This window comes from Clostridium frigidicarnis (assembly GCF_900111985.1).
In the GTDB taxonomy this organism is placed as follows: Bacteria; Bacillota; Clostridia; order Clostridiales; family Clostridiaceae; genus Clostridium_Z; species Clostridium_Z frigidicarnis.
Genome location: NZ_FOKI01000010.1, coordinates 70,421 through 94,450 on the forward strand (window position 1 = coordinate 70,421; position 24,030 = coordinate 94,450).

General features: G+C 27.2%; 23 protein-coding genes and 1 tRNA gene. All 24 read right to left on the reverse strand.

Translation table 11 applies throughout. The annotated features are described in order from the left end of the window. Positions 1 to 14 precede the first annotated feature (14 nt). The 24 genes from BM119_RS08200 to BM119_RS08315 all read right to left on the reverse strand — a co-directional run bounded on the left by BM119_RS08200 (position 15) and on the right by BM119_RS08315 (position 23,993). Positions 15 to 2,774: an ATP-binding protein gene (locus tag BM119_RS08200; protein WP_090040473.1), complete on the reverse strand. Its 2,760-nt coding sequence runs from the start codon at positions 2,772 to 2,774 to the stop codon at positions 15 to 17. Beyond that, a complete protein-coding gene (locus BM119_RS08205; RefSeq protein WP_090040474.1) occupies positions 2,771 to 3,913 on the reverse strand; it encodes a metallophosphoesterase family protein in 1,143 nt (380 codons plus the stop codon). Before BM119_RS08205 ends, BM119_RS08200 begins: the two co-directional genes overlap by 4 nt. 230 nt (positions 3,914 to 4,143) lie before the next feature. Next, on the reverse strand, positions 4,144 to 4,326 hold the full coding sequence (locus BM119_RS08210; protein WP_090040476.1) for an alpha/beta-type small acid-soluble spore protein: 183 nt from the start codon (positions 4,324 to 4,326) through the stop codon (positions 4,144 to 4,146). Positions 4,327 to 4,538: 212 nt separating this feature from the next. Next, complete coding sequence (locus BM119_RS08215; RefSeq protein ID WP_090040478.1) at positions 4,539 to 6,620, reverse strand: cellulose biosynthesis cyclic di-GMP-binding regulatory protein BcsB; 2,082 nt, start codon at positions 6,618 to 6,620, stop codon at positions 4,539 to 4,541. 29 nt (positions 6,621 to 6,649) lie between these two features. Next, positions 6,650 to 7,909, reverse strand: a complete 1,260-nt coding sequence (locus BM119_RS08220) for a glycosyltransferase family 2 protein (RefSeq protein WP_090040479.1) — start codon at positions 7,907 to 7,909, stop codon at positions 6,650 to 6,652. A gap of 1 nt (position 7,910) precedes the next feature. Beyond that, positions 7,911 to 9,488 (reverse strand): DUF2334 domain-containing protein, encoded by a 1,578-nt coding sequence (locus BM119_RS08225; protein WP_090040481.1) that lies wholly within the window; start codon positions 9,486 to 9,488, stop codon positions 7,911 to 7,913. Further along, positions 9,478 to 10,323 carry a GGDEF domain-containing protein gene (locus BM119_RS08230; RefSeq protein WP_242948375.1) on the reverse strand — a complete coding sequence of 282 codons (846 nt, stop codon included), beginning with the start codon at positions 10,321 to 10,323 and terminating at the stop codon, positions 9,478 to 9,480. Before BM119_RS08230 ends, BM119_RS08225 begins: the two co-directional genes overlap by 11 nt. Before the next feature lie 184 nt (positions 10,324 to 10,507). Then, positions 10,508 to 11,347, reverse strand: coding sequence for a polysaccharide deacetylase family protein (locus tag BM119_RS08235; RefSeq protein WP_177199358.1), 840 nt, complete (start codon positions 11,345 to 11,347; stop codon positions 10,508 to 10,510). 136 nt (positions 11,348 to 11,483) lie between these two features. Continuing rightward, positions 11,484 to 12,188 carry an MIP/aquaporin family protein gene (locus BM119_RS08240; RefSeq protein ID WP_090040484.1) on the reverse strand — a complete coding sequence of 235 codons (705 nt, stop codon included), beginning with the start codon at positions 12,186 to 12,188 and terminating at the stop codon, positions 11,484 to 11,486. Between the two features lie 419 nt (positions 12,189 to 12,607). Further along, positions 12,608 to 12,683 (reverse strand) — tRNA-Trp (locus tag BM119_RS08245). Between the two features lie 66 nt (positions 12,684 to 12,749). Beyond that, positions 12,750 to 13,445, reverse strand: a complete 696-nt coding sequence (locus BM119_RS08250; protein ID WP_090040485.1) for a CbiQ family ECF transporter T component — start codon at positions 13,443 to 13,445, stop codon at positions 12,750 to 12,752. Next, the gene (locus BM119_RS08255) at positions 13,411 to 13,701 is read right to left on the reverse strand and encodes an energy-coupling factor ABC transporter substrate-binding protein (RefSeq protein WP_090040486.1); all 291 of its coding nucleotides are present in this window, start codon (positions 13,699 to 13,701) and stop codon (positions 13,411 to 13,413) included. Before BM119_RS08255 ends, BM119_RS08250 begins: the two co-directional genes overlap by 35 nt. 2 nt (positions 13,702 to 13,703) lie before the next feature. Continuing rightward, positions 13,704 to 14,423, reverse strand: coding sequence for an energy-coupling factor ABC transporter permease (locus BM119_RS08260; RefSeq protein ID WP_090040487.1), 720 nt, complete (start codon positions 14,421 to 14,423; stop codon positions 13,704 to 13,706). A gap of 207 nt (positions 14,424 to 14,630) precedes the next feature. Continuing rightward, positions 14,631 to 15,404, reverse strand: a complete 774-nt coding sequence (locus tag BM119_RS08265) for a cobalt-precorrin-6A reductase (RefSeq protein ID WP_090040488.1) — start codon at positions 15,402 to 15,404, stop codon at positions 14,631 to 14,633. After that, the gene (gene cobJ, locus BM119_RS08270) at positions 15,404 to 16,132 is read right to left on the reverse strand and encodes a precorrin-3B C(17)-methyltransferase (RefSeq protein WP_090040490.1); all 729 of its coding nucleotides are present in this window, start codon (positions 16,130 to 16,132) and stop codon (positions 15,404 to 15,406) included. Before cobJ ends, BM119_RS08265 begins: the two co-directional genes overlap by 1 nt. A gap of 16 nt (positions 16,133 to 16,148) precedes the next feature. Continuing rightward, the gene (gene cbiG / locus BM119_RS08275; protein ID WP_090040492.1) at positions 16,149 to 17,129 is read right to left on the reverse strand and encodes a cobalt-precorrin 5A hydrolase; all 981 of its coding nucleotides are present in this window, start codon (positions 17,127 to 17,129) and stop codon (positions 16,149 to 16,151) included. 14 nt (positions 17,130 to 17,143) lie between these two features. Further along, positions 17,144 to 17,896: a precorrin-4 C(11)-methyltransferase gene (gene cobM, locus BM119_RS08280; RefSeq protein ID WP_090040493.1), complete on the reverse strand. Its 753-nt coding sequence runs from the start codon at positions 17,894 to 17,896 to the stop codon at positions 17,144 to 17,146. A 13-nt stretch (positions 17,897 to 17,909) separates the two neighbouring features. Then, positions 17,910 to 18,572, reverse strand: coding sequence for a cobalt-factor II C(20)-methyltransferase (locus BM119_RS08285; protein WP_090040495.1), 663 nt, complete (start codon positions 18,570 to 18,572; stop codon positions 17,910 to 17,912). A gap of 1 nt (position 18,573) precedes the next feature. Then, positions 18,574 to 19,164 (reverse strand): precorrin-6Y C5,15-methyltransferase (decarboxylating) subunit CbiT, encoded by a 591-nt coding sequence (gene cbiT, locus BM119_RS08290; RefSeq protein WP_090040496.1) that lies wholly within the window; start codon positions 19,162 to 19,164, stop codon positions 18,574 to 18,576. Beyond that, positions 19,161 to 19,766: a precorrin-6y C5,15-methyltransferase (decarboxylating) subunit CbiE gene (gene cbiE, locus BM119_RS08295; RefSeq protein WP_090040498.1), complete on the reverse strand. Its 606-nt coding sequence runs from the start codon at positions 19,764 to 19,766 to the stop codon at positions 19,161 to 19,163. Before cbiE ends, cbiT begins: the two co-directional genes overlap by 4 nt. Before the next feature lie 85 nt (positions 19,767 to 19,851). Next, positions 19,852 to 20,931 carry a cobalt-precorrin-5B (C(1))-methyltransferase CbiD gene (gene cbiD, locus BM119_RS08300; protein ID WP_090040499.1) on the reverse strand — a complete coding sequence of 360 codons (1,080 nt, stop codon included), beginning with the start codon at positions 20,929 to 20,931 and terminating at the stop codon, positions 19,852 to 19,854. A gap of 16 nt (positions 20,932 to 20,947) precedes the next feature. After that, positions 20,948 to 21,571, reverse strand: a complete 624-nt coding sequence (locus BM119_RS08305; RefSeq protein WP_090040501.1) for a precorrin-8X methylmutase — start codon at positions 21,569 to 21,571, stop codon at positions 20,948 to 20,950. Between the two features lie 3 nt (positions 21,572 to 21,574). Beyond that, positions 21,575 to 22,891 (reverse strand): cobyrinic acid a,c-diamide synthase CobB, encoded by a 1,317-nt coding sequence (locus BM119_RS08310; protein ID WP_090040503.1) that lies wholly within the window; start codon positions 22,889 to 22,891, stop codon positions 21,575 to 21,577. 25 nt (positions 22,892 to 22,916) lie between these two features. Next, positions 22,917 to 23,993 carry a pyridoxal phosphate-dependent aminotransferase gene (locus tag BM119_RS08315; protein WP_090040504.1) on the reverse strand — a complete coding sequence of 359 codons (1,077 nt, stop codon included), beginning with the start codon at positions 23,991 to 23,993 and terminating at the stop codon, positions 22,917 to 22,919. Between the last annotated feature and the right edge of the window lie 37 nt (positions 23,994 to 24,030).

The window sequence follows — 24,030 nt, forward strand, 5'->3', positions numbered from 1 at the left end:
AATGAATATTCGTTCTATAAATATACTATATTTACATCATTGAATTTATTCATAATCTTAATTTCTCTATTTTGACAAGTACATAGTATTACTTGTTTATGCTTAGAATATTCATATAAAAAATCCAAGGTATTTTTAAGTCTATTATCATCATACTGTACAAAACTCTCATCTAATATAATTGGAACAGTCTCTTCTTTTGCAAAAAGCATATCTAAGAGGGCAATTCTTAGAGAAAAATATAATTGATCCTCACACCCGTTACTTAGACTTTGAATATCCACCAATTCACTAGATAAATTATCTCTTACTAGCATACCATAGTCTTCACCAACTTTTACTTCATCATATGCATTATCTGTCACTTCTCTAAATATCTCTTTAACTCGTTTATTTAATTTCGGTCCAAAACTTTTCTGAACCTCTTTAAACGATAATCTTAAATTTTCAAGTGCTAAATCAAGGATTTCCACCTCTTCTTCTCCATTTAAGATTTCTTCTTTTACACTAACTATTTGTTGCATTATCTGCCATGCATCTCTTTTTCCTGAAAATCTATTATTTATTGAGTTATCTACATCCCTTAATTTTTTTTCAATTTGTACGAGTTCATTATTTTTTTTCTTGTAGCTCTCTTCTATTTCTTCCTCATTATTAAAATCTTCTTTAAAGGATCCCTCTGCAATTTCTCCAATTTCATTTTTTATATCCTCTAAATCTCTATCCTTTAAAAGTAATTTATAGCTATTCTCAACTTGATATAGCTCTTTTTCTATTGAGTTCTTAATTTTTAATTTTTCCCATAAATCTTTTATCTCATCTTCTATTCTATCAAAAGTTATATGGTTTTTATTTAAACTTTCTAATTTAGTTTTTATTGACTTAAACTTTTCATTAACTAACTTATCTTGAGAATCTATTAATTCTTTTTTTTCAATCAATTCTCTTTTAATAAGACTGTAATCATGTAATACATTTTTATAGTCATTATACTTTTCAAAAAATTCATTTTCATCTCTACATTTAGTATGTGATAATATGAAATCAATAAATTTCTCATTTTTTATTAAATTACTTTTCAAATCTTCATTATTGATAGATAGCATCTTACTCTCTAGTTTTATTTTTAAATATTCCTCATTATTTTCAATATCCTCATATTCTTTAATTTTCAAAAATAATGTTTTAAAATCTTTAGTCTCTGCTCTATATGCCAAATCTTTTAATTCTTCTTCGATACTTTCGAGTTCCATGTTTATTTTATCCAGTTTTTCTTTTTTATTTTTCTCTATATTGATAATGTTTTTACTTACAGATAGCTTATTACCATTTGTGGTTGAATATAAGGAAATTATAATGCCTATTGCTCCTAATATAAGAGGTTTTACACTTGATATTATAATCATAATTATAATAGCTATTGTAAGCAATCCAAACCCTATAATTGTCACTCCTCTATATACATTTATGTTTTTATTTATTGATTTTTCTTTACTTAAAGTATCATAGTCAATATCATTGCTGTTTAAAAAATATTTTAATTCTTTTAATTTTTCCTCATATACAGAGAACTTTTCTTTAGACTTTTCCTTTATCTCACTTATTATATTAAGTTTTTCTTTATTTACTTCTATACTCTTTAATTTTTTTTCTATATTAGTTATTTCATTTTCTATTTCTTCATATTGTTTAAGATTATTTTTTAATAAATCTCTTTCCTCTATTAAAGCTCTAACTTTTGAATTAACATCATCCTCTAGTGTTAAAAACCCTTCATATTTTTCTAACTTAATTTGAAAGTCTTCTTCTTCTATTTTTAATTTACTATATTTGCCCTTTAATTTTTCATATAATGATCTCAATTCATTGTATGAATAATAATCATTCCAAAGCTTTTGTAAAAACTCTTCATTTAAATTATCTTGTTTTTCTCCTAATCCTTCTTGAACTTTCCCTTTCATGGACTTTAGTTCTTTTGTCTTTCTTAAATATTGTAATATGTCATTATATTCTTTATTAAGTTTTATCTTTTTTATGTGCTTTTTATATAATTCTAAAGCTTTTATATCCTTTACAACTAATTCTCTTTGATCTTTTAATTTGTTTAATGTTATATTATCTTCTATATTGCCTTCATTTAAGCTTAGTGCTTCTCTATACTCACTATTCAATAACTCTAATTGCTCTCTTAAATCATTTAATTTTCCACCTTTTCTTTGAGATGTCCATATCTTTTTATAATCCTCTAATATTTTTAATGCACTTTGATAAGATACATCATCATGATTTAAATTTTCTAGGTTTGAAAGTTTGTGTAGTATTTCATCATCCTTATCACCAGCAATACCTAATGATAATTGACCAATGAAAAGTGTTTTTAAAAATCCATTTATTGATAACCCTAGTAAATCTCGTCCTGGACTTATTTTATCTACCTTTATCTCTTCACCTGTTATATTATTTATAACTAGAGCTTCATCGTCTCTCTTTGTTCCTCCAAAATCTCTTTTTATTAAAATATCTTCATTCTTATTTTTTATAATCATTTCTCCACATGGTTTTTCTCCACTCCATGGTGTAAATCTTTTTCTATCATTTTCTCTTAAACTTTTTTTGTTTAAACTCATGCCATAAAGCATTACTCTCATAAATCCTTGTATTGTGCTTTTTCCTTTTTCATTTTCTCCATAAATTATATTAAATCCTTTTTTAAGTTCAATTTCTTTATCCTTAATTTTTCCAAATGCTTTTATATTAAGCTTTTTAATTATCACTCAACTTTAACCTCTCTTTCAGTCAAACTCTGTATGCCAACCTTCAAAGCTTTATAAAGCTTCTCCTTTTTTAATTTATCCTTCTCATTTTCTATGGCGTTAAGCATATTTTTTGTATATATTCCTTTTATTGATACTTCTTTTGATAAATTCTCATAGTTTATACGTATTTCTGTATTATCCTCTATTTTTACATAGTAAAAACTACCTATAATTTTTTGTTTTAACACTTCTATATTTATTATGAAGTGATCGCTTATCTCTCCAATTAATATAATTTTATAAAGGTTATTTTTTTTATCCTCAAAATTTATTCTAGTATTAATTTTATTACATATATCTTCATAATCTTTAGCATCAGTTATATCTAAATTAATAGTATAGTATCTTCTTTTACAAATAGGATTAAACTTTAAATCAACATACCCTTTAAATACTTCTCCTATAATTACACCCTTTTCTCCAGTTTCATCAAATCCTCTTCCTTCTGGATTACCACTATAGGCAAAATAAGTGTCTCTTTCTCTTCTTATTCCTGAAAAACTATGTCTATGTCCAAGGGCCAAATAATCTATATAGCTATTTCCTATTTCCTCTAAGCTTATTGGATTATAGTCATTTTCTGCTGCTTTATCATTTATATCTCCATGTAAAACCATAATATTAATTTCACTATATTCCTTTAAATTATATTTATTAAGAAACTCTTTTAGCATAGACTGTTTTATATGATTTTGAGTAAATGCTTTTCCAAATACATTACAATTTAACTCTTCAATATGTATTTTTTCAAATTCTTCTTTAAATATATGTACATTGCTTGGCCATTCAATAATAGAATAAAAGGATTTCTCATTAAATGGATCATGATTTCCTGGACTTATGAATACTCTTACAGGTTTTACCTCTTCTAATTTTCTTTTTATAAATTCTAATGTAGTTTTTGTCAAAGTTGTATTATCAAAAAAATCTCCAGGTATAAGTATTATTTTCACATTTTCATTTTTTGCTTTTTCTAATATATTGCTAAAGGTTTCCCTTATATCTTCTTTTCTTTTTTGACTAAACTCATTTCCCCCCTCACTAAAAGGTGTATCAAAATGTACATCTGCAAAGTGAAGTATTTTTATACCTTTCATATTGTCACCACCAAACTTAAGTTCTATTTTAATTAATATTATACTACATATACTTAAAACTTAAGAGTTATATTATTTTTTTATTAGGTACATAAAAAAATAACAAGTCAAATATACTAGCATACTGACTTGTTATTTTTTGAATGTGCCTTAAATTTAATTATAATCATAAGAAAAGCACCACTTAAGTGGCGCTTTCCTTAGTATAAATTATTAACTTCTCTTACCTTTTATTTAAGGTTTTGTTCATATGCCTCTACCATTCTTTTAACCATTTCTCCACCAACGGAACCACATTGTTTAGATGTTAAATCTCCGTTGTATTCCTTGAATGGTACTCCCATTTCTTGGGCTACTTCGTTTTTGAAAGTCATTAAACCTTGTTTTGATTCTGGAACTAATGTTTTTGCCATGATTAATTCCTCCTTATAAGTAGAAGTTTTTTATTTTACAGGTTGGTTTCTGTTTATCTTACTTCCTTCCTGTAATATTATTATGTCCGGCATAATCCCAAATACTCTATGTAAGTTAATGAAATATGGCCAACACTTTCCAATGATTATATTTTCTTTTTAGGCACATGAAAGAAAATAATAAGTCAAAAATATACTAGCATACTGACTTGTTATTTTTTTGAATGTGCCTTATACTTCTTTATCATTAAAATAGTACCAGTTATTATTAAGATAATCATAAAAGAAGTAATAACTATAAAGAATATAGTTTTCTCGTTAAATACATCTTTTTTACTCTTATTCTCTGAAGCATTTGCTAACTCACTAGAAGTATTTATATTTTTAATTTCTCCACTAGCATCAATTATAGCTACGTCACCATTGATTTTTTCCATGAAACTATTATCATTCATATACTTTTGTATATTTTCTAGTCCATCTTCTTTTGCAGAAGATATTTCTAATATTTGTTTGTTATTGTTATATGGTGATTTTATGAATTGTAATACAGATATATTTTCACCGTAACTATCTGTTAATTTTATTTTATCATTTGAGACAAATCTATTGAAACTCTCATCAAATTTTATTTTAGAACTATTATTTAGCTCCTTTATTAATGAATTATTCTGAGGCGTACCAATAACTATTAAGTTTAAATTTTTAAGTTCATTATCAATCTGTGATGATTTTACAACTTTAATATCTACATTATTGTTTTTTACATCATTTCCCATAAACTCCATTATACTTGCCGCCCTACTTAAATCCTTATTTGTTGGGTTATCAGGTACAACTATTGCACTATCCTTAAGTTCTCCATCTTGTACAAAAGGAAATGGATATGTATTAAAAGCAGCTTCTTGTCTTTTTTTATACTTGGTATATATATATGAATCTCTTGATATAAATGCCCATGGAGTGTCTGCCCCTCTAGCATCACAAAAGCTATCCTTTAATTCTAAGTCAAATCTTATTTTCAAATCATAATAGTTTTTTTCTGAGATACCTTCAGGAATAGAAAACTCCATAATATCTTCATCTGAGTTTTCTTCACTAAGTTTTTTGCTTCCTATAGGAATAGAATTTATATATAATGTTGCTACTGAATTATCAAAATCTATATTCTTAGAATAACGTGTGTTTAACACTATTTTTGATCCACCCTGCACTATTCTATCCTTAGGTATATTACAATTCAAGTCATACTCTTGACTAAATGGACCCTTTAAATTAATGTCTCCATAATTTAAATCCTTAAAATACAACTTGTCTTTTTCTTCTTTTTCTATATCATCCACATCTAGTTCATCGTCTATATATATACTATTTTTTGAAACTTGTGATATTAAATCTTTATTTGCTAAAAATTTAATATTTTTTAATAAAGTATCATCATTACTACCTAAAATTAATAACATTTTCTTTGAATTATTAAATGGAGATATGACTTCTTTAACTATCCCCCCATTTATTATTGAGTTCTTTTCTTCATCTGTAATAAGATTTGTTATATCCTCTGTAATATTATCTTTTTTACCTATATATATTAAATTCTCATCTTCTATATCATTTATAGTTGATACGGTTCTAATATCTATGCCTATTTTTTTATTTTTATATCTACTTCCAAAATTTGAGGATAACACCATTGCTGAACTTAATTCGCCTTCTGTATAATTATCTGGAATTATTATATTTACTTTACCTTCTGCATCACTTGATTTCACATATGGATATGGATATTCTTCTAATGCGTCTGTATCCTTAATGTTCTTAAAATCTAAATGTACATATGATTCTTTATGTAATACAATCCAGTTTCCTGTATTAACATCATCTGTACATATTTTATCTGTTATCCTTCTGTAAGTTTTTATTTTTATTTCATTACTGCCATCACGTAAATATTCTTTTTTTATAGGTATTTTCACTTCTTCCTTATAGTTCTTTCTTCCCGCTAGCTTTACAGAAGATATGGAGAGCCCGTTTACATCTATAGTTAAAGTAGACTCTTTTTCATCTAACAATTCACTCTGAGTAAATACTAAATTTAAAAAACAATTAGTAGCATCCCACTCTTTATCTATATCAACATAAAATGTTTTTGATGAATTTACCCCTATAGATTCCATATCACCAACGAAATTAAACTCTTTAGTATTTATAGACTCCTCATAGTCTACAGCACCATAAACATTTGTAGAAAATAATATAACTATGCCTAATAAAACTGATATAAATTTTTTCATACATTACACCCCATTACATATTTAATTAATTAAAATCTTTCAGTTTTATACCACTTTATTTCTCTTTTCAAAATTTTATCTTTAAAATACTGAATAATACTATTTACAGCAACTATTAACCACATTTGGCAATATGTAAAATACATAAGAGGAATTAAAATCAAATTATTAAATCCACTTTCTCCTCTTTCCATTGTGAGAGTTACTGCTACTTCCAATATGAATAATATATAAGCTAGTATCCACAACAAATTAAAATTTCCCATTACATGTAATGGAATATCAACAAATAGGCTTATAAGAAATAATGAATCTGAAATTAAAACAGATGATAAAAACAAAAAATATACTCCAAAAAAATATATAATATCAAAATTTATTCTTGAGGGCTTTTCTGTAAATATAGTTTTTATATATTTTAACAATACATAAATATTTCCCTTTGCCCACCTAGTTCTCTGTTTGAACCATACTTTTAGAGTTTCGGGTTCCTGTTCCCAAGTAACAGCTTTAGGCATAAATTTTATTTTATATCCTAGTCTATAAATCCTAAAACTTATTTCTGTATCCTCTGATATAGCCTTTGTATCCCATCCACCCATGGTATCTATTATACTTTTTCTTATTATAAAATTTGTTCCTGGTATAGTACAAAGCTTTAAAAGTTGCCATCTTCCAGCCTGCGCCATCCATTGGAAGCTTAAAGTTTCAATATTTATAAACCTTGTTAGCAAATTTTTTTCTTTATTTCTTGTTCTAAATTTTCCTATTACCGCCGCTAATGATTCATCCTTAACTATTGTTGTAATTAAATATTTTAATGCATTTTTCTCTGTTGTATTATCTGCATCATAAACTGCTATATATTCTCCCTTTGATGCTTTATATCCAAGATTTAAAGCATTTGATTTTCCTTTTCCACCAGTTATTTTGTTTGTAATAATAACTTTTAGATTACCACAATTAAATTCCTTTTTTACCCTATGTAATTCTTCTCCTGTATTATCACTTGAATTATCGTTTATAACTATAATTTCATACCTATCCTTAGGATAATTTAATAATATTAAGGATTTTACAGTTCTATATATTACCTTGCCTTCATTATGAGCTGGAACTAGTATAGATACGTAAGGACACTTTCCATCTTCTATCAATTTGATATGAGTATTCTCCATGTTTAAATAATATTTATATCCATTTAATGCTAAAACAATATTTATTAATAACAAAATCCATATGGATATTAAAGAAAATAAAAATAAATAATCAAACGTGCTTAATTTCATACTATCTCCTAAAAAGTTTATTTTTGTTTATTTTTTTATAATAAATAAAAATGCTTATAAATATTAAACAAAATATAATTAATATAACTATTAAAAATCTGTTTATTTGCGAAATATATGAATCATTGCTCTTAGAAGAATTGTTTTTATCTAATTTGCAATCTATTGATATCTCTCCTTTATCGGAATCAATATTGATTCCCTCATATTTTACCCAGTTATCATACTCTTTTAAGTTTAAAAAATTAATGTCCTTTGTTTCCAAAAATTCTATAGTTTCCTTTAAACTATCTATATCTTCTGAGCTGTTAAATGCTACTCCTACTACAAACTGCCTATTAATACTAACTAATCTATAATTATCTTTTAATTTTTGAAACCACATTTTATCTTCCAATGTTATATTTCCTAAGTTTTCCCACAAGTTAATATTAAGGTTTTTATCTTCTCTTGTCATATATGGATATGTAATTTTATTATTATGACTAATTTCATCTTTAGTCCCATATATAAAAGTTGAAAAATATTCATCTAATTTTTCATCTTCTTTAAAATTTAGATTATTATCATATAATTTAATAGCTATTGGGTAAATATTATTTTCTACGCATTCTCTAAGTTCACTTCCTATAAATTCATCAATATATAAATTAGAATCCTCCTTTTTCTCATATCCACTAATATTGAGTCCATCCAATGCTATAGTTGCGCCTTTTTCTTCCATATAGTTTATTGTTTCAACAAACCCCTCAGTTTGAGAAATTGTAGCCTCTACTTTATTTCTATCGTTAAAATGTATAGGTGAAATACTTGCAACAAATGGTATATTTTCACTATATAGATAATCTGCTATTTCTCTAAGTTTTTTTTGATCTATATATGGATTTATTTCCCCAATATCTATAAATCCATTTGATTTTTCTACTTCATCAACTCCTAAAAAATCATTTATAACATCACATAATATGAAAATCAAAGATCTTTCATTTGGAATTAAAGATGCATACCATAAATTTTTTTCATTCATTATATATATTTTTTCCTTTTCTCCAGATTTTATTGTTGAATAAACTTTTATTTTTTCTCTGTTAAAATCACAAACATTAAATTTTCCAGATTTATTTATTATAAACTTTTCACTTTGTTTATAATCTACTTCTCTTATAGACGATAATATATTTGTCTCTGTATAAGAATACTTTAAATTTTTCTCTACATACTTATTCAAATCATTTCCTATCCAAAATATAGGATGTTTATATTCATCTAAATCATCAAATAAATCTTTACTATACTCGATTTTTTCTAACACAATTGGAATAACAAAATCATATTTATCTATTGTGTCCTTTGTATAATCTTTAAAATTCAAAACTTCTATTGATAAATTATGCCTTGATAAAGAATCTCTAATAATATTAATAGGATTTATCTCTAACTCACTTAACTTCTTATCTTCATCAACTAATATAAGTACATCTTGTTTTTTAGTTTTACTAATAGCTTCAGTTGAGTTTAAAAATATAGAGCAAATCAAAGTAAACATGATTAAATATATAATTTTTTTTCTAAACATCATATTCTAATTCCTTTTCAACTAATTCTCTAAACTCCAATGCACCACTAATTTTTTCTGAATACTGAACTGCTCCTATCTTAACCTCTAAATCAATATTTTTTTTATTTTCTTTTATATATAGATTTAGGTTTTTTATTTTTTCTCTTATTCTATCCTCTACAATTTCTGCTCCCTTAACATCTGTTTCTGCCATAAGTATTGCAAATGTACTTTCCTTTAAGTTATATCGTATATCCTCATTTCTTGTGGATTCCTTTATGCCCGCTACAACTTTTTCAACCACTATTCTTAAACTTTCTTCCCCAAGAACCGATTTCAACTCATCATAATAAGATATTTTTATTATCATCAAAGTTAAAGAAATTTTATGTCTTTTAACTCTACTTATTTCTCTATCTAAATCATAATAAAAACCTCTTAAATTGCTTAAGCCTGTATTTTTATCTATGGTTACCAATTCTTTATACTCAGATTCTAACTTTAAACTTTTATTTTGGATAATATTAATATTTTCAACTAGTTTTCCTACAATAAAAACTGATAATGGTATAAAAACAACCCAGATGTAATCATAATTTTCTGTGTATTTTAGATTTAAAAAGTTCTCATATAATTTATAGGTTGCATAAATAAAAACTATAATCCCGCTTGCTAAAAGTCCTTTAATAATACCCGAAAAATAAGTATATATAATACTTATAAATAAAATTCCTAACATAATAAAATTAGTTATATTTTTTTCATTTAAGAAAAAAAATGAATAACTAACTATTATAAAAACATCTACAAATAAAGCTATAAAATACAAATCTATCTTTTTAAATATATGTTCCATTTTTTCCCTCCACTTTCAATCTTCTTCAGACTTTTATGGTTTATTTTTACATTATTATTGTTTATTTCATTAAACATTATATATTATATTCTAATTGCATATATTTATTTTTGTAAAATTAATTAAAAAAACTATTTTTCCCATAATGAATTAAAATTAATAAATGACAAAAACAAGAATGATTTTATTTTAGGATTTTAAAAATATACCCATTATTTTTCAAATAATCTAAAACACTTGGTAGAGCTTCTAATGTTGTTTCTTTTGTGGCTGCATCATGCATTAATATAACGATTTTTTCTTTACCCTCAACATCCTTTACTAGATGATCTAAAAGTTTTTCCTTAGATACATTTTGTCCTTCTGCATCACCTGTTAATGCATTCCAATCAATATAGATCATATTATTTTCTTTTATATAATCCTTAAATTTATTTTTATAATTTTCAAATGAACCACCTGGAAACCTAAAAAGTCTAGTTTTAAAGTCATCTCCTAATGTTTTTTCTAGTATCATATTAGTCTTCTCAACTTCTTTCTTAAATGCATCTAAATTATTATAGATGGTACCAAATTCGTGACTATACGAATGATTTCCTATTGAATGCCCCTCATCATATTCTCTTTTTAATATCTCTTTGTTTTCTTCAATGTTTTGTCCTAAAACAAAAAATGTTGCTTTTATTTTTCTTTCTTTTAAGATATCTAAAATCTTAGGTGTAATTTTTTTACTTGGACCATCATCAAAAGTTATGTATGCAACCTTTTCTCCATCTTTCTTGTATGCATCTTCACACAAAACTTTATTGTTATCCTTATTTGTATTTTCTTTTAAATCAAGTACACTATCATCACTTAATTGTTCATTTTTACTTGAAGTTATATTTTGTGAATTTTTATCAATAAATTTATATTCAATATATAAATAGCCTAATAAAAATCCAAAGCTATATAGCACCAAAATGCATATAATTATAAATATAATATTTTTATTTAATTTTATAGTTTTACAATTATAATTCATATCCATCAACCCCTTATAATTATAATACCATATTTTGTAAAATCAGTATATTTTATTATAAAAGATAAAAGCTATGAAATTCAAAGTAAATTTCATAGCTTTCTTTCTAACTATATTTATATATTTTAATATTATTTTAAAAAACTAAATTAAATAAAATAGCTCCAACTACTCCTCCTAATAATGGTCCTACAACTGGTATCCATGCATATCCCCAATCTGAATCACCTTTTCCTGGTATAGGTAATATTGCATGAGCTATTCTTGGTGCCAAATCTCTAAATGGGTTTATGGCATATCCTGTAGTTCCTCCTAAACATACTCCCATAGCAAGTATTATTCCTCCAACTATTATTGGTCCTACTCCTTCAGCTACATTTGCTGTTCCAACTCCTAATATTGTAAAAATTAATATTGCTGTTCCTATAAATTCACTTATAAAATTGAAAACTGTATTTTTTATAGCTGGTCCAGTAGCAAAAGTAGCAAGCTTAGCTCCTTTGTCTTCCGTTTCTTTATAATGAGGATAAAAATAAGTAAATACTAATACCGCTCCTATAAATGCTCCTATAAATTGTGCAGCCAAATAAGTTGGTACACTACTCCATGCAAATTTTCCTATAACAGCTAGTCCAATTGTTAATGCTGGATTAAAATGTGCTCCACTAACTGATCCAAACATTACAGCCGGTATCGCTACACCTAATGCCCATCCAAAACATATTGTTAACCATCCTGAATTTTCTCCTTTACTTTTTTTAAGAACCGTATTGGCTACAACACCATTTCCTAATAAAATCAATATCATCGTACCTAAAAGTTCTGCTAAAAATATTTTCATTTGTTCATCTCCTCATTTTCTTATGTTATTTTATATGAATTTTAATAATTCAACACTTTTGTAAACATTTACTTGCAATCAAATTGCATTTACAATATATATAATTTTACAAATTACTATACAAACATACTTATTTATTTATTTTTTAACAATACAACTTATTGTATTATATTATTTAATTAATTTCAATATTTTTAGAAAAAGTTTTCACTATTATATTCCAGAATAAAGCATCTACGTCACGCTATAATAAGAATTGACAGTTGTTATTGAAAATCACAGATTTTTTTAATAAGATTTCATTCAATATTGTCAATTGCAAATTCTTAATTCAAAAGCCCTTTAACCATAGGTTTTATCAAAATTTTTATACTTTCTTGTAAATAAAAAAAGACAACGAATTAAATTCGTTGTCTTTGTGGCAGGGGTACAGCGACTCGAACGCTGAACCAACGGTTTTGGAGACCGCTACTCTACCAATTGAGCTATACCCCTAAGTACATTTGTTATTATACAATATATTGTCCATCATTGTCAATAGTTTTTAATAATGATTCCATATTATATAGAGATAACAATAATACTTAAAATAAAATATATAGCTATTAATCCAATCCTAATTTTTGATAAATTAAAATCAATCCCTATATAACTTATATTACCAGTATAGCATCTATTATTTAGTCCTAGATCTATATCTCGCCATTTGTGAAATAAATTTTTCAATACAACTCCACACATTGTTCCAAAGTCACTTATTCCTCTTTTAAAACCATTGAAACCACCTCTTGATTTTATAGCTTTATATGTTATTTGAAAATCATCTTCTATCAATATTAAAAATCTTTCCATAGATTTTGCTATATCACTTAAATCTTTAAATATTGGTATTTTATAAAAGACATATATTATATCATCTAGTGGTGTTGTCAGTGATAAATAGCTTATTATTATAGATCCACTTAGTACTCTTAAAAAGATGATACTAATTTCATGTATACTGTAAGTAAATATAAGTGTTATTGATGACATTACAAAAAATAATATTGCTATACACATAAATTTAAATACAATTTTAATTGGATTTCTTAATCTATAACTTAAAAAACTAAATAATATTATATTTAATATTAGAAAATTTATATTCTTTGTATATCCATTAAATACAAGAGCTATAGCAATTAATATAAGTTTTTCTAATGGATGTATTATTTTCCCTTTACTATTTTTGGCATACAGGTTTATTTCCCTTATCATACTTCTTCTTCCCTACGTAATATCCTATGAATCCAGCGCCTGCAGCAGCTTGAAATGCAAATAAAAAGCTTTCAACTTCTCCTGATGGTGGCACCCATAAGCTTTCTGCCCAAGGTTCATAGTCTGAATTTATTTCTGTTATTAAGTCTTCTGCCATGGAATCAGCACCATTGAATTCCCCATTTTTTGCCACAATAAATGGTGCTATTATAAGTAATACACAAACAAGTATTAAAATTAAGTTTTTCCTCTTCATTTCTATACCTCCCCCAAAGCTACAAGTTCATCTGAACAATGTTTAGTTATGAATTCATAAACCATTACTGATACAAGTCCTTCAACTATAGCTAACGGTATTTGAGTTATGGCAAATATTGTTCCAAATTTTACGAATGATGCCATGATACCTCCCGTAGCACTTGGATACGCTAAAGCTAGTTGGAGAGATGTTACAATATATGTAGCTAAATCTCCTAATGCTGCTCCTAGAAATACAGCTACCTTTTTGTTTTTATTTCTAAATATCATATATATTCCATATGCTATAAATGGTCCTACTATTCCCATAGAAATAACATTTGCACCTAAGGTAGTTAAACCGCCATGAGCAAGTAATACTGCTTGAAATAATAAAACAACTAAAGACACTGATCCCATTACTACAGGTCCAAATATTATAGCTCCAAGACCTGTACCTGTTGGATGTGATGAACTTCCTGTAACAGATGGTATTTTCATAGCAGATAGCATAAATACATATGCTGCAACTAAAGCCAATAACATTTTAAGCTCTTTATTTTTACTAGTCTTCTTATTTATATCCCTTAAACTAAAGAATATAAATGGTGCTGCTAATACAAAGTAAAATAGGCACCAATTTACGGATAAGAACCCTTCTGCTATATGCATGGCATATGCATTAGTTGGTATTGATAAGGCTAATGCCATAACAAATAGTGGATAAAAAATTTTTTTCATTGATCTTCCCCCTGAAAATTATTTTATTATAAAGAACTTCGTTCTTCATTTACTCTTTAAAACTTCATTTTATTTAACCCATTAGCATTTATTGTATATTATTCAACTCTTTACATAATATAACATTTTATTTACTAATTCAACATTTTTTACCTTAAATTCACCTTAATATATGGTTTATTCTTTATAAAAATATGTTTTATTTAGTTAAATTAATGTTTTTGTAGAATTCAATATATACTCTACAACCTTTTCTTCAGTATTAAATACATTCTGATAATGCACTTTTTCTCTTTCAATTAGTATAAATTTTATATTCTTATCATTAGCTGCTTTAAACTTTTCATAGGTCCCACCTTGACTACCACTGTCCTTTGATATTAAAGCTTTTGCATTATATTCATCTATAAACCCCTTATTTAGTTCATATCCTACTGGTCCCTTTATAGCAATTAAATCTTCAACTTTAACACCTAATTTAAAGCACTCTTCCATTACCTTTACTGATGGAAGTACTCTGTGTATTATTCTATTTTTAATATTTAATTTCATTATTTTTTCTATATTTCTACTTCCTGTGGTGTTTAATATATTCCCATTTATCTTGCTAAGTATTTTTCCCAAATCACTATATTCAGTAATTCTAATTAAATTTTCACTTATAATCCCATCCAATATGCTTGGACGTTCGTATCTTATATACTCTATATTTAAAGCATTACACACCTTATTACATATCTTGCTTACTTCTTTTGCATATGGATGTGATGCATCCACTAAAACTTTCACATCGAACTTCTTAAACAATGTCATCATTTCTTCTTCATTTAAAGGTTTTGTGTTTAAGTGTTTAAATTTATAATCCTTTAAAAGCTCACCACCATAAGAAGTTGCAGTAGAAATTATAATATTACTAGTGTACTTATTTATTAAAGATAATAATTTTTTTCCTTCGGAAGTACCTAGGATAAATCCTATCATTACTCCTCGCCTCTTATGTTATATCCTCTAGGTGTTATAAAACGCCCATCTTTTATATAACTTTTTGAGTTTCCAACTATAACAATAGAGAACATATCTACAATTTCATCATTAAAATCTTTTAGTGTTACTATTGTAGCTTCTTCCCCTTCTCTTAATGCATTTTTAACCACTGCAACTGGTATGTCTTCTTTTCTATATTCTTTTATAATTTCTATACATTCTTTTAAGTAATGAGGTCTTCCCTTACTTTTGGGATTATACAAAGATATTACAAAATCACCTTCTGCAGCTAATTTAACTCTTTTCTTTATGTCCTCGTAAGGAGTCATTAAATCACTTAAGCTTATGTTACAATTATCATGCATTAATGGAGCCCCTACAACTGACCCAGCTGCACTAGAAGCTGTAATTCCTGGTATAACATGTACCTCTTCATCTTTTCTCATTTCTAAAATAAGTCCTGCCATACCATATATTCCACTGTCTCCTGTGCTTATAAGAGAAACTACATTGTCCTTAGATAAGTCTAAAGCTTCCTTACATCTATTTTCTTCGCCCCTCATTCCTGTAGAAAAAATTTCCTTATTTTGAAGAAGAGGTTTAACCATTTCTATATATTTTGTATATCCTACGATTATATTACTTTCCTCTATTGCCTTCTGTGCTTTTAATGACATATGGTCAATTCCACCTGGTCCAATCCCTATAACATAAAGTTTTCCCATATTTTAAACTTCCTCCTTAAATTTGTCCTATAGCTAAAGTTATTCCTTCATACTTTATTTTGGAAACTATTATTTTGCCTCCCATAAGTTCAACTGAAGGTTCACATACCGATTTAATTCCTAATGTTTTTAAAACAAATTCGCTACCTTCATATTTATCTTCTATTTTCTTTATATCCTCTATAGCAAATGTTTGAAAAGGGCACTTTAAAATGCAGCTAAGATCATTTATTGCTCTCTCGTCTTTCTTTATTTCAACAGATCCAATTTTTAAAATAGCTCTTTTATCAATATTATTTTCTTCTAAAGCTTTGTATACAAAAGCTATGAGTTTTTCTGATTCAATGTTTTTTCTACAACCTATTCCTATAACTATATCTTTTCTTATGAGTCTTAAAACAGTTTCATCATTTATAAAACCCTTAGTCCTAGCTTTATTAGTTATCCAAACAGCATTGTTTTTTATAATATCAGTACTTTCATACCCACTAGGAATTTGGATTTTATTCATGTCATCTTTGAAAAAAATCTTATTGTTATCCACAAGTCTTGCTGCTATATACTTTGCCTTTTTCAAATCTTCTATTACTAAGTTATTCTTTGTTGCTATAACATCTGGCGCTATAACATTTAATCCATCTGTAGCTGTTGTTATTATTGGTTTTATATTTAGTATTTTTGCAGTTTCTATTGCAAGCTCATTTGCACCACCTATGTGACCACTCACTAAGCTTATTGCATAATTACAATTACAATCCACAACCACAATACCTGGGTCTTTTTCTTTTCCTTTTAGGTATGGAGCTATGGCTCTTACTGCAATACCTGTTGAGCTTATAAATATAATTCCACTGCAAGTCTTCATTAGATTTTCTGTTATGTTCATTAAGTTAAAATCTGTAATTTGTTTTTTTGAAAATAACATGATATTCATATGACTCTTTAAATCTTCCGCTATTTTATCTCCCTTAGATGTTACACTTATAACGCCTATCATTTTTGAAACACTTCCTATTCAACACCTTGTCTAAACATATGAGTAAACTTTTTATCATATAAAAGACTTTTTTCATAATCACAATTTATAAAATCTCCAACTAAAATCTGAGCACACTTTGTAATTCCCGCTTCCTTAACCTTTTCAGCTATATCATCTAATGTTCCAATGATGACTCTTTCATCTTCCCATGTTGCTCTTTCTATTACTGCTATATTTACATTCCTTTTATATCCTCTTCTTAACTTTTCAACAACCTTATCTATCATTGATATTGAAAGGAATATAGCCATAGATGCTTCTATAGATGCTAGTCTTTCTAAATCTTCCGTTTCTGGTACTGGAGTTCTTCCCTCAACCCTTGTTAATATAACAGTTTGTGTAACTGAAGGAAGTGTAAATTCCTTTTTTATACTAGAAGCTGCTGCTGAAAATGAACTAACCCCTGGTATAACTTTATAATCTATATTTAACTTATCAAGCTCATCCATTTGTTCTTTTATTGCTCCATATATAGCAGGATCTCCTGTATGTAATCTAACTATATCTTTACCTTCATTACTTGAATTTTTCATAACTTCTATAACATCTTCTAATGTCATTTCAGCTGAATTATATATTTTTGAATTCCCTTTGCAAAACGACATATGCTCCTTGCTAACTAAGGACCCTGCATATATTACTATATCTGCCTTTGATAAAATATCTCTTCCCTTTACTGTTATTAAATCTACATCCCCTGGACCTGCACCTATAAAATAAACCATATTTTTTGTCCTCCTATCTACTTGCTATTATTAATGACATATAATCTCTTAATTTTAATATTTCATCTTTATTCTTAAGTACCCTTTGTCCTTCTCTACCTGCTCTACTCACATAAACATAATCAAAACCTTTTTCTTCTAAAAAGCTTATTACATTTTCTTCTTCCTTATAAAGTTTCATTATTACAACATATTTTTCATCTCTTATGTCTTTAACCCTATTTGCCGGTATTATTAACAACGGCTCATTTCCTATAACCAAAGGTCTATCTATTATACTAGCTGCTGCACAGAATGAAGTTATTCCTGGTATTGTTTCAACATCAAATCCTTTCTTTTCCATATGAGTTAACATATGAATATATGTGCTATAAACATATGGATCTCCTATAGTTAAGAACACAACTGTCTTTTTAGTTTCAACTAATTCCTCTACAGTTTTATAAGCTTCATATGCTTTTTCTTCTCTATCATCTTTTCCCATAGGAAAATGCTTAATCATTACTTCTGTATTAGGCTTTATATATTCTTTAACTGTTTCCAATGCAATACTAACACCATTTTCCATAGCAGTTGGTGCTATTATTACATCTGCATTTTCTATAGCTTTCAATGCTTTTAATGTTATAAGTTCTTTATCCCCTGGTCCTACACCTATTCCTATTAATTTCCCCATATTAATGCTCCTCCTCTTTTATCCCTTGTAATATAAATATTGGATTGTTTGAAATCATCATATATGTATGCTCTCTATTTTTACTTATATTAGCCAAAGTTATATCAACCTTATAGTTTAGTCCATTTAATACTTCAATAGCTTTATATGCATTATCTAATGTGATAAAATTTAAAACTATTGTACCTTTGTCCTTTAAAAGTCTATGACAACAGTGAATTATTTCATCTAAATCTCCACCACTTCCGCCTATAAATATACTATCAAACCACTCTAAGAACTTTTCACTTTTTATAAAACCATTAAGAAAACCTATGGCATCACCTTGCAAAAATTCAACATTATTACATTTGAATTTATCTAAATTCCTTAATGTAGTATCTATAGCATCTTCATCTCTTTCTATTGAATAAACAATTCCTTCATTGCAAAATTTAGAACTTTGTACTGTCATACTTCCTGTTCCAGATCCTATATCTAGAACTTTAGAATCCCTTTGCAAATTAAGTTTTGCAATAGAAAGAATTCTTATATCTTCTTTTGTCATTGGACACTTTCCTCTTATAAATTCTTCATCTTTTATAAACATCAATCTTCCACCTCTACTATCATAATACTAAGGAAAGAATACTTATTTTCTTTAATATCCCTTGGATTTCCTACAGTTATTTTTTCATCACTATAAGATAAATTCTCCCCTACAATTACTTTACAATTTATATTTTCTTTATCTAATTTCTCGCAAAGAAAATTTGGTGTATTTTCATTATCTGTAAGCCAAATTGATACTTTATTGTTTTTTACACATTCTATGAATTTAGCTTCTCTTCCATGAAGACTTCCTAAAAAACCATCATTCCAACTACATGCCATTTTACATGTTAAATACTGAAATGAACTTATTCCTGGAATAACTTCTATATTTCCTTGGTAATTATTCTTTATATAATTTGTTATTCCATAAAAGGTAGGGTCTCCAGATGCAATAATGCTGATATTAATATTTTTCTTTTCTTCTATTATTGATAGTATTTCTTTTAGTGACTTAACTTTTATACTATTACAGTTTAAAAATTCTATAGACTCAACTGCTCTTGAAAATCCTATTACATAATCGCTATTATTTAAAACACTTATAGCTTTAGGTAATATATAATCTCTATTTCCTGGTCCTATCCCAACAATATTAACCATAACAATTCACCTATCCTCAAAATCTTCCTAAGAAAATTTCATCATTAACTTGCCACTTGTCACTCAAAAAATTTGTAACTTACTTTTAAACTAATGTACATAATATCTTAGGGTCTGTTGATCCATAATACATAATCACACTTGCACTAAGCTCCTTGTAAGCTCTAAGTTCTATTCTCTCCTTGATTTTAGTGCCTATATTTTCGTATAACTGTTTATACCCATGGCCTAAAAGCTTAACAGCGCCTTCTGTTGTTTTTTCTTTCAGTACCTTTTCTATAAGCTCTCTATCATATCCTAAAAGTGTAAGTTCTAAAGCTAAAACTTCTAATCTTACATCACATACTTTACTATGGGTATTAAAACATCCAAAGGCTATTTTGCTCATCTTTCCTATATGCCCAACTATTTTTATTGACTTTACCCCTTCTCCAATACATGTATCTAAAGCAAACCCAACATAATTTGAGATTACAACTATATTATCTTCCTTATAGCCTAGTGTTTTACATAAATTCTCTCCCATATTTCCAAAAACCAGTATTAAGTTTTTATAATTTAATGCTTTCTGTTTTATTTCTATAGCTATAGATTCTTTGATTGCATCTTCAGACATAGGATAAACAATTCCTGAAGTTCCCAGTATTGATATTCCTCCAACTATATTAAGTCTTGGATTAAATGTTTTCTTAGCAATTTCTTCTCCTCTAGGAACAAAAATGGTTATTTTAGCATCCTTTCCTCTAGGAGTAACCCTTTTAACTTCCTCTTCTATCATAAGTCGTGGCACTGGATTTATAGCCGGCTCTCCTTTTTTTATATATAGGCCTTCCCCCATAACTGTTCCAACACCCTTACCACCTTGGAGTATATATCCATTACATGATATTTCTGCTCTTGCCCATATTTCTAATCCATGGGTTGCATCAATATCATCTCCTCCATCTTTTATAATGCAGCACTCCACATAATTTTCTGCTCTTTTGATATTTTTTATTGGTATTGTTAATTTTATCCCTTTAGGTGTATCTATAGTTATTTCTTTTAGTTCTTCGTCATTAAATAACATATAGGTGCTTGCTTTTGCTGCTGCTGTAGCACATGAACCTGTTGTGTATCCACATCTTAACTTTTTTCCATTGCTATTTACATATAGATCTAACATATTTTTATTACCTTTATTATCTTTCTACAACCATATACATAAGAGCATTTATTATAGAAGCTGCTACTGTACTTCCACCTTTTCTTCCTCTAATAGTTATATGTGGTATATCTAATTTTTCTAATTTTCTCTTACTCTCTTCAGCTCCAACAAATCCTACTGGTACACCTACTATAAGACCTGGATTTGCTTTATTTTCATCCATAAGCTCCATTAATCTAAATAAAGCTGTTGGTGCATTTCCAAATACAAATATCTCTACTTTATCTTCTACAGCCTTCTCAACTCCAGCCATTGAGCGTGTTATACCTCTCTCTTTAGCTATTTTGTGAACATCATCTAAATCAACAAAACATTTTACATTACAATTTAATTTTTTTAATGCTCTTTTATTTATTCCTGATAATGCCATATTAGTATCAGTATATATTGTTACTCCTTTTTTTAATAAGTTCTTACCTACTTCTATTGCATTATTATTTATTTTAACTAAGTCTTTATACTCAAAATCTGCTGTAGTGTGTATAACTCTCTTTATAATTTGCAGTTCCTCATCATTAAAATTATGAGGCCCCATTTCCTTACCTATAATTTCAAAACTTCCTTTTTCTATATCCATTGGTACCTTTACATAATTCATTATTTACTCCCCCTTAACACCAACTAGTGCTTTTATAAAATCTATATTTCCGAAAAAATGTATATGAGGATATCCAGCTAATGTATTATTTTTATAATATCCACATGTCCAATTAATTTTATCACCATTATAACCTTGCTTTTCCACTGAATATACTTTGTTTTCACACAACTCAACCATTGATTTGTGGAATTCATGACAATTTATGTTGATAACTTTTTCACTTTGTTTATAATTTTCCATATTTACAGCAGCATATCCAAATCTATTTAATCTTTTTGTCATAAAAGATCTTCCTTTTAGAAATCCAACCATATTAAAGCCATCTATTTCTTCTGTTAGATACATAAGTCCACCACACTCTGCATAACACTTCAAACCATTTTCCAATGCATTTTTTATGCTGTTTCTCATTGAAATATTATTTTGCAGTTTTTCCTTAAATACTTCTGGATAACCTCCACCTAAGTAAAGAAAATCTATATCCACTGGTATTTTTTCATCATTTAATGGACTGAAATATTGAATCTCTCCAAGTTCTTCTAAAAGTTCTATGTTTTCTTTATAATAAAACCTAAATGCCTCATCATAAGCTACAGCCGTTTTAAGTCCAATACTTTTTAGATGGAATTTATCACTACAGTATTTAAACTCTTTTAAGCTTTCTATAATGGAATCCAAATCAACTGTTTTTTCAATAAGATTGCTACAAAGTTCTATTTTTCCAATCAAATCGTCAACTTCTACACTCTGTACTAGTCCTAAATGCCTGCTTTCAAGTTTAAGATCTTCATTTTTTTCCAAATAACCTAAAACTCTAATATCACAATTCATTTCTATTGCAGCTTTTAATAATGTATAATACTTTTCACTTACTCCATTTAAAACAACACCTACTATATTGGCATTTCTAAAATTTTTTAATCCATTAAGTTCAGCACATAATGTAACACTTTGAGCCTTAGGAGTTATAACTAGTACTATTGGCATATTATCTAATGTTTTTGACAAATGGTATGTTGAATAGCTAGTATCTATCCCTTTCCCATCATATAATCCCATTACACCTTCAATTACTCCAATATCACCTTTTCCTCTTGAATAACTGGATTTTACACCTTCTTCTCCCATTAAAAATAAATCTAAGTTTCTAGAAGTTTTTCCTGTTATCTCACTATGAAATGCTGTGTCTATATAATCCGGACCAACCTTATATCCTTGGACATCATATCCCCTTTTTTTCAAAGCCATCATTAATCCTAATGTAAATGTGGTTTTCCCTCCCCCACTTCCATTAGAGGCTATAACCAAAGATTTCATATAGAAAACCTCCTTAATATTAAAACTATTTAAAAGCCTTTAGCGTATTTATTAAGTTATCATTTAATTCCCTATTCTTAATAGCAAACCTTACATATTCATTGTTTAAACCTATGAAATTATTTGCTCGCCTTATTACTATCCCATTTTTAAAGCAATAGCTATAAAGTTCCTCACAATCACATGTTTTCAGCTTACATAATATATAATTACTATGTGTTATGTAAACTTTCCTAATTATATTTATGTTATTTAATTCCTTAAGCATATATTCTTTTTCTTCCCTTATCCATGCTTTAGAATTATTTATGTATTCTTCATCTATAAGAGCATATTTCACACATAATTCTGCAAAAGAATTTATATTCCAAGGATTTTGATTCTCATTCATATATTTAATCACTTCATCATTAAATGTAATTCCATATCCAAATCTAATTCCTGGAACTGCAAAAAATTTAGTTAGCGCACGTATTATTATTAAACTTCTATATTTTTTTAAATAATTTATTACAGTGGCATTTTCTTCTGCAAATTCTATAAAAGCTTCATCTACTATAACTAACTTGTTTTTTTCCTCACATAAATCTAAAATTTCTTTAAATTTATCATTGTTTAAAATTCCGCCATTAGGGTTATTAGGATTTCCAAGTATTACTCCATCTGCTTTTTCCAATTTCAAAATTATATCTTCATAGTCGTAATCCATGTTACTTAATAATGCAGAATTTATAATTTCACATCCCCACTTTTCACATGAAATAGAATATTCAGAAAAAGCAGGAGCAGGTATTACAACCTTTTTTAATCTTCTTATAGATAAATCTATAATCTCTGATGCACCATTACCTAATATCAAATTTTTATGTTCTAATGTTGTACCCCAATATTTGTATAAATATTTTATTATATTATCTTTTAATTCCCTATATTTTATATCTGGATATCTTTCAACCATTTCAAAAGCTTCTTCTATATTTTCTTTAAATCCACTTGGAACTCCTAATGGATTTATGTTTGAGCTAAAATCAATAAGTTTTTTTCCCTTTAATATTCCGTGTGTGTATATATCCCCACCATGTATAAACTCTTCATTACTCATTAAATCACCTAATTTCTAAAATTATTTTGATTTATCT

Coding starts and splice junctions, on each gene's coding strand:
- BM119_RS08285 (WP_090040495.1), bottom strand. CDS start 18,572: ATGGGGAAATTAATAGGAATAGGTGTAGGACCAGGGGATAAAGAACTT.
- cobJ (WP_090040490.1), bottom strand. CDS start 16,132: ATGGGAAAACTTTATGTTATAGGGATTGGACCAGGTGGAATTGACCAT.
- cbiE (WP_090040498.1), bottom strand. CDS start 19,766: ATGGTTAATATTGTTGGGATAGGACCAGGAAATAGAGATTATATATTA.
- BM119_RS08315 (WP_090040504.1), bottom strand. CDS start 23,993: ATGAGTAATGAAGAGTTTATACATGGTGGGGATATATACACACACGGA.
- cobM (WP_090040493.1), bottom strand. CDS start 17,896: ATGGTTTATTTTATAGGTGCAGGTCCAGGGGATGTAGATTTAATAACA.
- cbiG (WP_090040492.1), bottom strand. CDS start 17,129: ATGATAGGCGTTATAAGTGTAACATCTAAGGGAGATAAAATAGCGGAA.
- BM119_RS08235 (WP_177199358.1), bottom strand. CDS start 11,347: ATGAATTATAATTGTAAAACTATAAAATTAAATAAAAATATTATATTT.
- BM119_RS08220 (WP_090040479.1), bottom strand. CDS start 7,909: ATGAAATTAAGCACGTTTGATTATTTATTTTTATTTTCTTTAATATCC.
- BM119_RS08250 (WP_090040485.1), bottom strand. CDS start 13,445: ATGATAAGGGAAATAAACCTGTATGCCAAAAATAGTAAAGGGAAAATA.
- BM119_RS08240 (WP_090040484.1), bottom strand. CDS start 12,188: ATGAAAATATTTTTAGCAGAACTTTTAGGTACGATGATATTGATTTTA.
- BM119_RS08210 (WP_090040476.1), bottom strand. CDS start 4,326: ATGGCAAAAACATTAGTTCCAGAATCAAAACAAGGTTTAATGACTTTC.
- cbiD (WP_090040499.1), bottom strand. CDS start 20,931: ATGTTAGATCTATATGTAAATAGCAATGGAAAAAAGTTAAGATGTGGA.
- BM119_RS08205 (WP_090040474.1), bottom strand. CDS start 3,913: ATGAAAGGTATAAAAATACTTCACTTTGCAGATGTACATTTTGATACA.
- BM119_RS08265 (WP_090040488.1), bottom strand. CDS start 15,404: ATGATAGGATTTATCCTAGGTACTTCCGAAGGAAAAAAATTATTATCT.
- BM119_RS08215 (WP_090040478.1), bottom strand. CDS start 6,620: ATGAAAAAATTTATATCAGTTTTATTAGGCATAGTTATATTATTTTCT.
- BM119_RS08255 (WP_090040486.1), bottom strand. CDS start 13,701: ATGAAGAGGAAAAACTTAATTTTAATACTTGTTTGTGTATTACTTATA.
- BM119_RS08230 (WP_242948375.1), bottom strand. CDS start 10,323: ATGGAACATATATTTAAAAAGATAGATTTGTATTTTATAGCTTTATTT.
- BM119_RS08225 (WP_090040481.1), bottom strand. CDS start 9,488: ATGATGTTTAGAAAAAAAATTATATATTTAATCATGTTTACTTTGATT.
- BM119_RS08260 (WP_090040487.1), bottom strand. CDS start 14,423: ATGAAAAAAATTTTTTATCCACTATTTGTTATGGCATTAGCCTTATCA.
- BM119_RS08310 (WP_090040503.1), bottom strand. CDS start 22,891: ATGAAATCTTTGGTTATAGCCTCTAATGGAAGTGGGGGAGGGAAAACC.
- BM119_RS08305 (WP_090040501.1), bottom strand. CDS start 21,571: ATGAATTATGTAAAGGTACCAATGGATATAGAAAAAGGAAGTTTTGAA.